6 protein-coding genes are annotated in these 15,016 nt (G+C 70.0%); all 6 read left to right on the top strand.

The genetic code is table 11. From position 1 onward, the window contains the following. Positions 1 to 28 precede the first annotated feature (28 nt). Entirely contained in the window at positions 29 to 8,659 is an 8,631-nt protein-coding gene (locus tag ACIPN7_RS24050) for an RHS repeat-associated core domain-containing protein (protein WP_400548394.1), read from the top strand. After that, positions 8,659 to 9,102, top strand: coding sequence for an SUKH-3 domain-containing protein (locus ACIPN7_RS24045; protein ID WP_400548391.1), 444 nt, complete (start codon positions 8,659 to 8,661; stop codon positions 9,100 to 9,102). The genes ACIPN7_RS24050 and ACIPN7_RS24045 overlap by 1 nt, the downstream gene beginning before the upstream one ends. Positions 9,103 to 9,322: 220 nt before the next feature. Then, complete coding sequence (locus tag ACIPN7_RS24040) at positions 9,323 to 10,900, top strand: UDP-N-acetylmuramoyl-L-alanyl-D-glutamate--2,6-diaminopimelate ligase (protein ID WP_400548388.1); 1,578 nt, start codon at positions 9,323 to 9,325, stop codon at positions 10,898 to 10,900. A gap of 70 nt (positions 10,901 to 10,970) precedes the next feature. Beyond that, positions 10,971 to 12,440, top strand: coding sequence for a UDP-N-acetylmuramoyl-tripeptide--D-alanyl-D-alanine ligase (gene murF, locus ACIPN7_RS24035; RefSeq protein WP_400548385.1), 1,470 nt, complete (start codon positions 10,971 to 10,973; stop codon positions 12,438 to 12,440). After that, positions 12,437 to 13,519, top strand: coding sequence for a phospho-N-acetylmuramoyl-pentapeptide-transferase (gene mraY, locus ACIPN7_RS24030; RefSeq protein WP_400548382.1), 1,083 nt, complete (start codon positions 12,437 to 12,439; stop codon positions 13,517 to 13,519). The genes murF and mraY overlap by 4 nt, the downstream gene beginning before the upstream one ends. Next, positions 13,516 to 15,012 (top strand): UDP-N-acetylmuramoyl-L-alanine--D-glutamate ligase, encoded by a 1,497-nt coding sequence (gene murD / locus ACIPN7_RS24025; RefSeq protein ID WP_400548379.1) that lies wholly within the window; start codon positions 13,516 to 13,518, stop codon positions 15,010 to 15,012. Before mraY ends, murD begins: the two co-directional genes overlap by 4 nt. The last annotated feature ends 4 nt before the right edge of the window (positions 15,013 to 15,016 follow it).

Genomic DNA, 15,016 nt, shown 5'->3' with positions numbered 1-15,016 from the left:
CGGGTGGGCTGGACGGGTGGGCGGCGGCGTGACCGCAGCGACCCTCAGGACGGCGCGGACGATGAGATCCGCGTGGCGAGCCGGTGCGCGGCGTACGGGCGCGGTTGCCGTCGCGAGCGGCCTGGCACTTGCCCTCGTGGGCCAGCCGGCGCTCGCCGTCGGCCCGATCGTGGGGATCGAGTGCCAGGCTCTGACAGCAGCGGCAACGGCACCGGATCAGGACGCCGCGCTCGACCTGGCACAGTCGTGTGGTCAGGACGTCGAGATCGCCTCGGCCCGCTCGCCGTGGTCGACGTTCACCGCGACCGAGGACGGCACCGTGACCCAGGAGGTCACCGCCACGGCGACGCGTACTGCGGTCAGCGGCGCGTGGGGCCCGGTCTCGAACCGGATCACCGACCCGACGCCGGGCGACGGGACGTTGTCGGTCTCCGCACCGGTGTACCCGATCACGCTCTCGGACGGGACCGCCGGCGTACCGCTGGCGACGATCAACCGCGATGGGCACACCCTGACCTACGACAGCCCGTTCGACCTGACGGATCCCGTGGTCGACGGCGACTCGGTGACCTACCCGGCAGTGGCCGGTGAGGGCGCCGACCTCGTCGTCACGATCAACCCGGACGGTACGGGTATCTCGACCGCACTGCGCCTGGCCGACCGCTCCGCCGCCAAGCGTGCTGACCGAAAGCTCGGCCTGGACGAGCTCACCTTCCCTGTCACCACCTCTGCCGGCCTGACGGTCACCCAGAGCGCCGCCGGCGGGTTCGACGTCGTCGACGCCTTCGGGCAGCCGATCTTCCGCGCGCCGCAGCCGAAGATGTGGGACTCCGCGGCGTCCGGAGGCGCCCCGGCGGACGCCGGAACGTCCGGGTTGTTCAGCACCAGTGGCACTCCGACGACCAAGGACGCGGTCGGGCCTACCAGAGCCAGCCATTGGGATCAGGTCAGCGGCGAGGACGCCACCGACCCGAAGGCCCGGGCGACCGCTCCGCTCCTCGGCGACCAGGAGCTGCCGATGCCGGTGGACCTCGTCCCCGCCAGGGCCCGGCACACCACCGACGCCGCGACCGGTACGACGCCGGGCGCCGTCCCTGGGGTCGACCCGTCGGGCAGCACCGCGCCGGGCGTGGACCTCACGAGCGGGCTCTCCGTCGGTGGTGACCCCCTGGACGCGGCAGGCGGATTCGGCGCCGCAGGCGCCACCGAGTCCTCGACGGTCGGTGTGCGAATCCGACCGGACCGGGACTTCCTGCTCTCGGACCCCGACACGGTCTTTCCCGCGTTGATCGACCCGACCGTGACGTCAGCCGGCAACGAGTGGCTCATGGTGCACGAGGGCACGCCGGATGTCACCAGCGGTTACATGTTCGAGGGGAACCAGGGACTGGGGCTGTGCGACGTCGCCGCGGCCGCTGCCTGCAACGAGACCATCAAGTTCCGCCTGGGCTGGCAGTTCACAGGCCTCGACCACCTCGGTCTCCTCGAGCCGGATGCCATCACGTCGGCGACGTTCAGTGTCTACGGCGACCACAGCTGGGACTGCACCGCACGGACGGTGCGGCTCTTCAGCACGAGGCCGATCGACGCGGCGTCGACCTGGGACACCTGGGGCATCGCACCGTTCGGTACGGAGCTGTCCCGCGTCACGGTCGCGCACAAGGAGTCGTGCGACAACGCCGGATGGGTCGACTTCGACGCGACGACGGGCGCCAAGAACCTCGCTTCGACCGACACCGGCACGCTCAGCCTGGGCCTCGCGGCCCTCAACGAGACCGACATGACGCAGGGGTGGAAGCGGTACCGGCACGACGCCAAGCTCACCGTCGAGTACGAGCCCCCGGCTGCCTCGGCGGATGCCGAGGGCGCCGACCTGGCGGCACGTACGAAGAACCTCGACCCGGCCAAGCAGGCCGCGGATGACGCGGCCCCGGATGCCGCCACGCCGACACCCGTGCCCGTGGCAACTCCGCCGGAGCCCACCGCGGACCCGGCTCTCGTCCCCGTACAGGAGACACCTGAGGCAGCCGAGGCCACCCTGCCTGTGCCCGAGACGCTGACCGCGGTCCCGGAGGGCGCGCTGGGCGGACTCGATCTGAAGATCGGTGCCCCGGCCCCTGCCGCGGGCACGTCGGAGGCCGCCTCAGAGGTGCACGTCGAGGTCGCTGACCAGGCCACGGCCATCGGCTCCGGGATCTCAGGTGTCCTGCTCGACGTCACCGACACCTCGGCAGAGGCCCCGCCGGAGAGTGGAGTGCGGCAGGTCGATGTCCAGGTGAACTACGACGAGTTCACGGACCTGGCGGGCGCCGACTGGTCCGGCCGCCTCGGCATCGTCCGCATCCCGGAGTGCCACGCCACGACCCCGGACCTGGAGGAGTGCTCGCCCACGCCGGTCGAGTCGACGAACGACGTCGAGGCCGGCACCGTCACCGCGACGCTCGACCTGGCGGCCGCCGGAACCCTGGCCGCCGCCGGAGTCACCGCGGAGAAGTCCGCCGACTCGAAGAAGAGCGCGGCCGTCGAGACGCAGGCGAGTGCGCTCGCGGAGGGTGGCGGCGACACGTTCGCCGTCACGGCCGGCACCAGCTCCGGGGCCGGCGACTGGGGTGCCACCCCGCTGTCCTCGGCATCCTCGTGGTCGGTCAGCGGCGGCACGGGCTCGCTGGGTTGGTCGTACCCGATCCAGGTCCCGTCGCCGGCCGCCGGCCCCTCGCCGGAGCTCGCGCTCGGGTACTCGAGCGCCGCCCTGGACGGGCGGGTGTCCAGCACGAACAACCAGTCCTCGTGGGTCGGGGACGGGTGGGACATGACCAGCGGGTTCGTGGAGCGCCGGTACGTACCGTGCTCCGAGGACCGCGACGAGGTGGGCGGGCAGTCGCCGAACAACTCTTCCCGCAAGACGGGCGACCTGTGCTGGGACAGCGACAACGCGTTCCTGGTGTTCAACGGGATGTCTTCGGCCCTGGTGAAGGCCGACGACGCCGCGACGACCGGCGCCATCGAGTGGCGCCCTGAGTCCGACGACGGCACGCTCGTGCAGCAGTACGGGCGACCGACCGGGGACGCCGCCAAGACCGATGCGGGCTGGGCCGGGGAGTACTGGAAGGTCACCACGACCGACGGCACCACCTACTTCTTCGGCAAGGACGAGCGGTACTCCGGCGACACGCTGGCACAGAACTCCCGCTGGACCGTGCCGGTGTACTCCAACCACTCGAGCGAGCCCGGGTACAAGACCGCGTTCAAGGACTCGGGGCAGCAGATGGGGTGGCGGTTCAACCTCGACTACGTCCGTGACACGTCGGACAACACGATGACGTACCGGTACGCGAGCGAGACCAACCGGTACGGCTCCAACAACAACACGGGTGCGACACGTGCCTACACGCGCGGCGGCACGCTGGACTGGATCAGCTACGGCACGCGCGCCGGGTCCGAGCCGGTCGACGCGGGCGGCGCAGGCTCGCCGAACCTGGTCGACTTCGCCGTTGCCGAACGCTGCCTGGTCGCGGCGACGGACTGCGAGATCACCGACCGCGGGACGACGGCGGGCGCGGTGCGCTGGCACGACACGCCGGTGGACCTGGAGTGCTCGTCCAGCACCAGTTGTCCGGACGTGCGGAGCCCGGCGTTCTTCTCGACCAAGCGCCTGACGACCGTGGTGACGAAGGTCAACGTCGGTGGCACGCTGACGGCCAAGGACACGGTCGCACTGACCCAGAAGTGGCGTGACCCGGGCGACGGTACGGGCCGAATCCTCTGGCTGGACGCGATCAAGCGCACCGCTAACGGTCCCAGCAGCGCCACGACGGACGACGTCGTCGTCGACCCCATCAGGTTCACGGCCGGTGATCAGCTCCCGGGTCGTGTCGCGGACACCGTCGCTGACGGTCTGCCTGCCATGAACCGTGCCCGGGTCGAGGAGATTACCACCGAGACCGGTGCGAGGATCTCGATCGAGTACACCCCGACCGAGTGCACGGCCGGCACGCATCCCGCCGTCGCGCAGGGCTATATCCCGATCGCGAACCAGTCGGCGAACGTGTCGCGGTGCTTCCCCGTGGTGTGGCACCCGTGGGGCATGCCCAAGCCGCGCAGCGAGTACTTCCACTCCTACATGGTGTCCAAGGTGACCCAGTCACCGGGCGAGAGCGGCGCGCTCGGCGTTTCTGTCGTCACCTCGTACTCCTACAGCGACGGCATCAAGTGGGCGCGGATCGACGATCCACTCACGCCCAAGAAGGACCGGACGTTCTCGGTCAACCGCGGGTACAAGACCGTGACCACCACGACCGGGACGGGCTCTGTCGCGGCGAAGACCCGGACCCAGTACCTGCAGGGCACGGGTGCGATCCTTGACCTGTCCGTGGACTCGATCACCACCCGTAAGGTCACGGACCACGAGCGGTTCGCCGGGATGCCGGTCGTCAGCTCGGTGCTCAACGGCTCCACCGAGGTCTCCAAGTCCGTCACGATCCCCGAGGCCAAGCAGACGGCGAGCACCGGGAGTGCCGGGACGGACGACCTGCTCGTTGCATCGCGCACTCTCCGTGTGGACACGTACAACGCCTCGTACCTTGCCGACGGGTCGCTTGAGTACGTGACGCGAACTGACACGGACTATGACGCGAACGGTCAGGTCACCGAGGTCGACGACTACGGGGCCTTCTCCGAGTCCGCCGAGGACAACACGACATCGGACGACCTGTGCACCAGGACCACCTACCTGACCAACGGCAACCACCTGGTGGTGCCGAAGGAGACCGAGACCGTCAGCGTGAGCTGCGCGACGACACCGTCCAAGCCTGCCGACCTGGTCGGCGTGTCGCAGATCAGCTACGACGGTCTCGCCTACAACACCGTGCCCACCAGGGGCCTGCCCACGAGCGTGAAGACGAACGACAAGGACGGCGCCCTAAGCGCCGCGTCCCCGGTGGTGGGCACCACCTACGACACCCGCGGCCGGACGACGAGCTCGACCGACCCGCTGGGGCGGGTATCCAAGACCGCGTACACCGAGGCCAACGGGGTGCTCACCCAGGTGACCACCACCAGTCCGGACCCGGACGGAACGGGCGACGGCGACGGTGACGGCGTCACCCTGACCGAGCACGCCTCCACCACCACGCTGCAGCCGCTGCTCGGTGTACCCACCACAGTGAGCGACGCGAACGGCCGCCTCACGACGGCGACGTACGACGCCGCCGGCCGTCTGCTCTCCGTGACGTACCCGGACCGCGAGGGCAAGTCGGCCAACGTCACCTACGCGTACTCGACCTCGCGCAACGGCGTGAACACGGTCACCACCAAGACGCTCGCCGCGGACGGCGCCAGCTATCACACGTCGGTCGCCCTGTACGACGGTCTGCTCCGTCCGGTCCAGACGCAGACGGAGTCCCTGGACGGGGACGACGAGGCCACCCACGGCCGGATCGTCACGGACACGGAGTACGACGCCAACGGGCGGGTCTCGTTCGTCACCTCCGGCTGGTTCGCGACCGGCAACCCGAGCACGACCCTCGTGGGCGCGGCCGTGCAGCCGGACGCCACCACGGTCTACACGTACGACGGCCTGGGGCGGGTCCGGACCGAGGCCCTGTTCACGGGGACGATCACGAACCCGGCCTACGAGCAGTGGCGCACCACCACGTACTACGACGGTGCCACGACCACGGTCATCCCTCCGGACGGCGCGACCCCGACCCAGACCGTGGTCGACGCCCGGGGTCGGACCGTCGCGCTGAGCCAGTTCCTGCGCGACCCGGTCGAGCATGCGGCGGTTCGCTCGCTGGCCGGCGTCCTGGACCTGGACGAGCAGACGACTCGGTACCACTACGACAAGGCCGGGCGACTGGATGAGGTGCTGGACACCGACGGCAACAAGTGGTCCTACGTCTACGACAAGCTTGGCAGGCAGCGCGAGGCCGTCGACCCGGATGCCGGCAAGACGGTCACCGAGTACGACGCCGCGGGCCAGACCACGTCGGTGAGCAACGGCGCGGGCCAGAAGCTCTTCTACACCTACGACAAGCTCGGACGTCGCACGGCCGTCCGGCAGGACTCGACCACGGGCGCAGTCCGGGCCAAGTGGACCTACGACGTCCTCACGCCCTACGCGGGTACGAACCCGCCAAGTGCGAAGGGACAGGTCACCAGCTCCACGCGGGTCGCGACATCGGCTGACGGCGGCGGGGAGTTCGTCACTGCGCTGACCGGTTTCGACAAGGCGTACCGGCCGACCAGCACGGTGACCGTCATCCCGAGCACCACCAAGATGGCCGGCCTGGCAGGCACCTACGAGCAGAAGGCCACCTACACCGCGGACGGCCAGCTCGCGTCGACCACGTACCCGGCGGCTGGCGGTCTGCGCAAGGAGACAGTGACCACCCATTACGACGACGACACGAGCGTCGCCGAGTGGATGGGCGGCGGGTTCGGGTGGGGCACGTATGTCGCGTCCAGCCGCACCGACGTGTTCGGCAGGCTGTCGTACCTCGACCTCGGCAACACCTACGGCACGGTCGTGTCGTACGGGTACGAGACGGGTACCAGCCGGCTGTATCGCGTGAAGCTGGACCGGGAACGGATCGGCGGCACCGAGCTCGATCTGACCTACGCGTATGACGACGCCGGGAACGTGCTCTCGGTCAAGGACCGGCCCACCGCGACGGGCCGTGCGGCGGACCGGCAGTGCTACCAGTACGACGCGCTGCGACGTCTGACCGAGGCATGGACCCCGGCGACCGGCGACTGCGGGCTGACAAGGTCGATCCCCGCGCTGGGCGGAGCCGCACCGTACTGGACCTCGTTCGAGTACGACGCGCTCGGCAACCGCACGAGCGAGATCTACCGCACTCGCGGCCTCGCCGGTGACATCGATGGTGGGCAGACCACCACGATGGACTACTCCTACGCGGGTAGCCGTGACCTCAACGCGGACGGCGACTCCACGGACGCGGGCGAGTTCGCCGGGCCGCATGCGGTCACGTCGATCACGACGGACGGCCCGAGCGGGTCCACGGCGTCGACGTTCACGTACGACAACGCGGGCCGGACGCTGACCCAGACGCAGGACAGCGACTACCTGACCACCAAGCTGTCGCTGGGCTGGGACCACGAGACCGAGCTGGCCTCGACCAGCCTTGCGACCACCGTCTACGCGGAACCCGACCCAGGGTCCGGCGACGACGACACCGACGGTGACCAGTCCTCGGGGACGGGACCGGACCGGGGCACGGGCACGACGACGACCGCCGCCGGCCGCAACCTCTACACCGCTGACGGGGACCGCATCGTGCGGACTGCGCCGGACGGGTCGATCACGGTGTACCTGGGTGGTCAGGAGATCACCAAGGCTGCCAACGGCACGGTCACCGGGGCGCGGTACTACAGCTTCGGCGGGCAGACGGTAGCGATGCGTACCGTCAACGGGCTGGGCGGTGTGACGTCGCTGATCAACGATCCGCATGGCACGCCGCTGGCTTCGGTGCACAACACCAACTGGGCCACCACGAGCGTCGACAAGCACTACACGCTGCCGTTCGGCGAGCAGCGCGGTGGGGTCTCGGCGCCCGGTGACCACGAGTTCCTGGGCAAGGTTCGAGATGAGGGCACTGGTCTGACGTTGGTGGGGGCGCGATGGTACGACGAGACCACTGGTCGGTTCCTGACCGTGGATCCGGTGATGGATCTGACCGACCCACAGCAGTGGAATGCGTACGCCTACGCCAACAACAACCCGATCACGTATTCCGACCCGACGGGGCTGTGGTGGGAAGCGCTGCCGGTCTCCAACATGGTCCAGAACAGCGGGACCGTTGCCTCTGCAGGCACTTCCAACGGCATCGCAGGTGGGCCATCGTGTCGATATGCGTCATGCGATGGGACCAACACGGGAGGTGAGTTTGAGGATCCCTACTTCCGGGATGGTGCCGGATTCCGGCTCGCCGAAGCCGTAAAGGCAGAACGGACGGCCCAGTACTGGGCGGGCCTTACTCCCGAGGGGCGGGCGCTAGAAGAAGCTGTGGCGGCCGGCCAGGGGCAGATACTTCCGGACTGGGCGCACACAGTGCTCGACTTTATAGGCCTTGCGCCGGTCGTCGGTGAGCCAGCCGATGCACTTAACTGCGCTGCCTACGGTCTCGAAGGCGATGCGCTCAATGCAGGCCTCTCCTGTGGGGCAACAATCCCTGTCGTAGGCTCTGCCTTCACTATTGCGAAGGGCGCGAAGGGTGCGGTCGATGTCGCCACAACAGAGAAAGCACTCGTAGCGGCACGTGATACCGCGGATGCGGCGTCTACGGCCACTTCGCGTAAACTTAGGCCCGGTGCTGGCGAAGCCTTGATCACTCCTACAGGGGGACTGTACACGCACGCTAGTGTTACCGGCCAAAAGGTTCCTGAAATACACCCAAGAGTCCAGGAAATGCTGGGTACCGTGACGTCTCCGGGAAATGGCCATGGTCGTTGCGGGCTGGTCTTTTGTCTCTCTAACGCCCTGGCGCAAGGTGACGATCCGACTAACGGCGTCGCGGCGGCAATCATGGTTCGCTCACCGAATCACAGGGACTACGGTAAGGGGATTGGGCCGTGCGACAGTTGTAAGGTTCTCAGCGAGGGATTCAATTTGACATTTGTGACAGGAAGGAGGGAATAGTGTTCGACGAAATCACTGATGCGACACTTGCGAAGGCCGGCTGGTTTCCTGGCCGATCAGTGTCTATCGACTCCTGGGTAGCGCTTCTAAGTGCCGAGGGGATTGAAGTGCATCGGGCGGCTGCTGAGTTTCTCGCGGAGTTTGGCGGCCTGGTGGCAGAGCATGAAGGTCCAGGAATCTCTCGTGCCCGTGAGTCTTTCGACTTTGATCCTGAGGCCTGCGTGGGTGAGGGTGACAGGTTTATTGAATGGTCGCAGGATCTTGGTCGCGAGATCGTTCCGGTTGGGTCGCTAGACGACGGAAGATTTTTCCTGGGCTTGGATGAAAATTCCGAACTCTACTCCGTGGAGGCTTTCGTGGCGAGCTTCGGTCGAATGCCGTCTGGCATGATCAATTTGGTTCGGGGCGTGATGCCTGAAGTTGTTGATGAAACGGAAGTTTGAGGACTCAATTTCTGCTTGGCCTGGTTGCCGGTGCGGTCCGGGGTATATCTGGGTCGTGTCGGGAGCGATTTGTTCGCTCGGACCGCGTAGCCAGCTGCGTTGACACGCCTGGTTGTGGTGTCACACCTGACTTGTCCACCGACCGGACCGCCCCACAACCACCACCCAAGGCCCACACCCAGGACGAGACCCCGTCCCCAGAGACGGTAGGTTCTTCTCCGTGACATCCCCGATCGACCGGATCCGACCGGCCGCCACGACAGCGCGCCAGGTCTCGGACCTCGCCGTCGCGTTCGGTCTCACCATCGCCCCAGGTCAGCCCGCTGACGCCGCGGTCACCTGCGTCGCCTCGGACAACCGGGTCGCGCAGCCGGGGGACCTGTTCGTGGCCCTGCCCGGCGCCCGGGCACACGGTGCGCAGTTCGCCGCGGACGCCGTCAGGCGGGGGGCCACCGCCGTGCTCACGGACGCCCGCGGGGCCGAGCTGCTCGCGACCAGCAGCACAGTTCCGGTCATCGTCGCCGACGACCCCCGCGCCATCCTCGGCCAGGTCGCCGGCTGGGTGCTCGGGAACCCGGCCGAGGACCTGATGACCTTCGGCGTCACCGGCACCAACGGCAAGACCACCACGACCTACCAGCTCGACCACCTGCTGCGGGCCCTGGGCTGGACGGGCGGCCTGATCGGCACCGTCGAGACGCGCTCCGGCGACCGGGTGATCGCCAGCACGCTCACCACGCCCGAGGCCGCCGACCTCCAGGCGCTGCTTGCCGCGATGCGCGAGGACCACGTGCGCACGCTGGCCATGGAGGTCTCCTCCCACGCCCTGGCGCAGCACCGCGTGGACGGCATCGTGTTCGGCGTGGCCGGGTTCACCAACCTGACGCAGGACCACCTGGACTTCCACGGCGACTTCGAGTCGTACTTCAACACCAAGGCCGACCTGTTCACGCCCGCCCGTGCCCGCCGCGGCGTCGTCACCGTCGACGACGCCTGGGGCGAGCGCATGGCCCGGGCCGCGCAGATCCCCGTCGCCACCCTGACCACGCTGCCGGACAAGGCTGCCGACTGGGTCGTGACCGACGTCGCGCCCCACGGCACGGGGTCCGCCTTCACGCTGACGCATCACGACGGGCGCACGCTGCGCACCTCCACCTCGCTGCCGGGCGGCTACAACGTGGCCAACGCGGCCCTCGCCGTCGCGATGGTGCTGGAGGGCGGCTCGGACATCCGCGACGTCGTCGAGGCACTGGCGACCGCCGACGGCCTGAGCGCCACGGTGCCCGGCCGCATGGAGGTGCTGGCCACGGCCCCGCGCGTCGTCGTGGACTTCGCGCACAACACCGAGGCCCTGGAGCTCTCCCTCGCGGCCCTGCGCCCGACGACGTCGGGCCGGCTCGCCGTCGTCTTCGGCGCCACGGGCGATCGCGACCCCGGCAAGCGCCCCTTCATGGGCGCAGCGGCGGTGCACGGCGCCGACGTCGTCTACGTCACGGACGACGACCCCCACGACGAGGACCCCGCGAAGGTGCGGACCGAGGTGCTCGCCGGCACCGGCGTCGCCGCGCCGGGCGGCACCGTCGAGACCGTGGACGACGGCGGCTCGCGTACGGTGGAGGTCCACGAGGTCGCCCCGCGCGCGGACGCCATCCGCACCGCGATCCTGGCGGCCCGCCCGGACGACACCGTGCTGGTGGCGGGTCGCGGGCACGAGACGATCCAGGAGATCGCCGGCGTGGACCACGTGCTCGACGACCGGGTCGAGGCGCGCGCCGCACTGGCGGCCCGCGGCGCGTGACCCGGCAGACAGAGCAGCACCCAGCACGCGCAACCCCAGCAGGACCCACGCAGGAGAGGACGACACAGGCATGATCGAGCTGACTGCGGCACAGGTCGCCGCAGCCACCGGCGGGCGGCTGCACGCCGACCCGGACGTCACGGTCACGGGAGCGGTGATCATCGACTCGCGCGACACCGGGCCGGGTGCCCTGTTCGTGGCCCTGCCGGGGGAGCGGGTGGACGGGCACGACTTCGCGGCCCGGGCCGTCGCTGCGGGTGCCGCGCTGGTGCTGGCGGGCCGCGAGCTCGACGGCCTGCCGACCGTCGTGGTGGACGACCCGCAGGAGGCCCTGGGCGAGCTCGCCCGGTACGTGCTGGCGACGGTCCGCGAGGCGGCCGCCGACGGCGAGGCGCCCCGGGTGATCGGCGTGACCGGCTCGGTCGGCAAGACCACCACCAAGGACCTGCTGGGCCAGCTCCTGGCCCCGGAAGCGGGCGAGGACGCGATCATCGTCCCCACGGGCTCGTTCAACAACGAGATCGGCCTGCCGCTGACCGTCCTGCGGGTCACCCCGGCCACGCGCTACCTGGTGGCCGAGATGGGCGCCGACCGCATCGGCAACATCGCCTACCTGACGCGCATCGCGCCGCCCGACGTCGGCGTCGTGCTCGCCGTGGGCGTGGCGCACGTGGGCCACTTCGGCAGCGTCGAGGCCATCGCGAAGACCAAGGCCGAGATGGTCTCGGGCGTGGTCGACGGCGGCACGGTCGTGCTGAACGCCGACGACCTGCGGGTCGCAGCCATGGCCGGCCAGGCCGCCCCCGGCACGACCCTGCAGACCTTCGGCACCATCCCGTCCGCCGACGTCCGCGCCGAGGACATCACGGTCGACGCCACGGGCCGCGCGAGCTTCACGCTCCGCGTCGCGGGGAGCACAGCGCAGGACGGCGCCACGGGCGAGCAGCGCGCCGACGTCGCCCTCCAGCTCGTCGGCCCCCACCACGTGAGCAACGCGCTCGCCGCGGCGACGGTGGCCCTGCGCCTCGGGGTGTCCGTGCCCGACGTCGCGCAGCGGCTCTCGGCCGCCACCGCCCGCAGCCCGCACCGCATGGCCGTCACCGAGCGGCCGGACGGCGTCACCGTGATCGACGATGCGTACAACGCGAACCCGGACTCGATGAAGGCCGCCCTGCGCACCCTCGCCGTCATGTCCGGCCGCACCCGCCGCTCCGTCGCAGTGCTCGGCGAGATGCGTGAGCTCGGTGAAGGCGCGCGCGCCGCGCACGACGAGATCGGCCGCCTCGTGGTACGGCTGAACATCAAGCAGCTCGTCGTGGTGGGCGACGGCGCCTATCACATCCATGAGGGCGCCATGCAGGAGGGGTCCTGGGGGTCGGAGTCGATCTTCGTGCCCGACCTGGACGCCGCCCGCGCAATGCTGGACGAGTCGCTGGAGCCCGGCGACGTCGTGCTCGTGAAGTCCTCGCTCGGCTCCGGACTCTGGGAGCTCGGCGACCACCTGTCGATGGCTCTGACCGCTAAGGACAACAACAAGTGATCGCGATCCTGGTCAGCGCCGCGGTGGCGCTGCTCGTGGCCCTGCTGGGCACGCCGGTCTTCATCCGGTTCCTGGTCCACAAGAACTACGGCCAGTTCGTCCGCGAGGACGGCCCCACGGGGCACTTCACCAAGCGCGGTACCCCCACCATGGGCGGCGTCGTCATGATCGCGGCCACCCTGGTGGGTGTCGCGGCCTCCATGCTGGTGTCGGGGCGGCTGCCGAGCGTGTCGGCGCTGCTCGCGCTGTACCTCATGGCGGGCCTCGGCCTGGTCGGGTTCCTTGACGACTTCACCAAGATCCGCAAGCAGCGGTCGCTCGGCCTGACGGCGCGCGCCAAGCTGATCGGCCAGGGCATCGTCGGCATCTCGTTCGCCGTGCTCGCGCTGCAGTTCCCCAACGAGAACTCGCGCACCCCGGCTTCCACCAAGATCTCGTTCCTGCGCGACACCGAGTTCGACCTGGCGTTCGCCGGCGCGACCGTGGGCCTGATCCTCTTCGTGATCTGGGCCAACCTGCTGGTCTCCGCCTGGTCCAACGCGGTGAACCTGACCGACGGTCTGGACGGCCTGGCCACCGGCGTCTCGATCATCACGTTCGGCGCCTACGTGCTGGTCGGCATCTGGCAGCTCAACCAGTCCTGCCAGTTCCTGGCCACGGCCGGCCCACGCTGCTACGAGGTGCGCGACCCGCAGGACCTCGCCATCGTCGCGGCCGCCGTCACGGGCGCCTGCGTCGGCTTCCTGTGGTGGAACGCCAACCCCGCCAAGATCTTCATGGGCGACACCGGCTCGCTCGCCCTGGGCGGCGCCCTGGCCGGCCTGTCGATCCTGAGCCGCACCGAGCTGCTGGCCGTGCTCATCGGCGGCATGTTCGTGCTGATCGTCTCGTCCGTGGTGATCCAGGTCGGCTTCTTCAAGATGACCGGCAAGCGCGTGTTCAAGATGGCGCCGCTGCAGCACCACTTCGAGCTCTCGGGCTGGGGCGAGGTCACCATCGTGATCCGGTTCTGGCTCATCGCCGGCCTGCTCGCGGGCCTCGGCATGGGCATCTTCTACGCCGAGTGGGTGGCCTCGTGACCGAGGCCCCCGGCCCGGCCGGACCGCAGGGCGACACCTACGGCACGGTCGAGCCCCGCGTCCCCCTGGCTGACGCCCGCGTCGTCCTGGCGGGCCTCGGCGTCACCGGACGCTCGCTCCAGCGGGTGCTCGAACCGCGCGTGGCTTCCCTGGTCACCGTGGACGACAAGGCGCACGACGCCGACCACGGCGCGCTCGACGCCGACGGCGCGGCCGCCGTGCTCGCCTCGGCGGACCTGCTCGTCGCCTCGCCGGGCTTCCCGCCGCACCACCCCCTCGTCGCCGCGGCTCTCGCCGCGGGCGTGCCCGTGTGGAGCGAGGTCGAGCTCGCCTGGCGCCTGCGCGCGAACCGTCTCGGCACCGACGAGCCGGCCGCGTGGCTCGGGATCACCGGCTCCAACGGCAAGACGACCACCGTCGAGATGCTGGCCGCGATCCTGCGGGCCGCGGGCCTGCGCACCGCCGCCGTCGGGAACGTGGGCCGCTCGCTGGTGGAAGCGGCCCTCGATCCGGCGCTCGACGTGATCGCCGTCGAGCTGTCCAGCTTCCAGCTCCACTTCACGCACACGATGTCGCTCCAGGCCGGCGCCGTGCTGAACGTGTCGGCCGACCACCTCGACTGGCACGGCTCGCTCGAGGCCTACACGCGCGACAAGGGCCGCATCTTCGAGCGCGTCCAGGTCGCCTGTGTCTACAACGTCGCGGACCCGACGACCGAGGACCTGGTGCGCGAGGCCGACGTGGTCGAGGGCGCCCGCGCCGTCGGCTTCGCGGTGGGCACGCCCGGCCCGGGCGACGTCGGCCTGGTCGACGACGTCCTCGTGGACCGCGCCTTCCACGCCGAGCACGACGACCCGGACCGCCGCAAGAGCGCCGCGGAGCTCGGCACCCTGGCCGACCTGAAGCAGCTCGGCGACCACAACGGCGTCGTGCCCACACACATCGTGGCGGACGCCCTGGCCGCCGCCGCGCTGGCCCGGGCGCACGGCGTGCCCGCGGCCGCCGTCCGCGACGGCCTGCGGTCCTTCGGACCCAGCGAGCACCGCATCCAGCGGGTCGCGGAGGCGGGCGGCGTCACCTATGTGAACGACTCCAAGGCGACGAACGCGCACTCCGCGGCCGCGTCCCTGGCAGGCTTCGCGCACGGCACCGTCGTGTGGATCGCCGGCGGCCTGGCCAAGGGCGCCACGTTCGACGACCTCGTGTCGTCGCGCGCGGACCGGATGCGCGCCGCCGTCGTGATCGGGGCCGACCCGGGCCCGCTGGCCGACACGCTGGCCCGACACGCGCCCAAGGTCCCGGTTGTGGTGATCGATCCCGGTGACACTGAGACCGTGATGCGCCGGGCGGTGACGGCCGCACGCGACCTCGCCCAGGCGGGGGACACCGTGCTGCTGGCCCCGGCGGGCGCGTCGCAGGACCAGTTCGTCTCGTACGCCCAGCGCGGCGAGGAGTTCGTCCGCGTGGTGCGTGACCTCACCACCACGCGCTGAGCGC

Origin of the sequence: Promicromonospora sp. NPDC090134, assembly GCF_044746965.1 — a bacterium.
Classification (GTDB): Bacteria; Actinomycetota; Actinomycetes; order Actinomycetales; family Cellulomonadaceae; genus Promicromonospora.
Note: the sequence above shows the minus strand (reverse complement) of the source record. Positions and strands in the feature narration are given on the sequence as shown.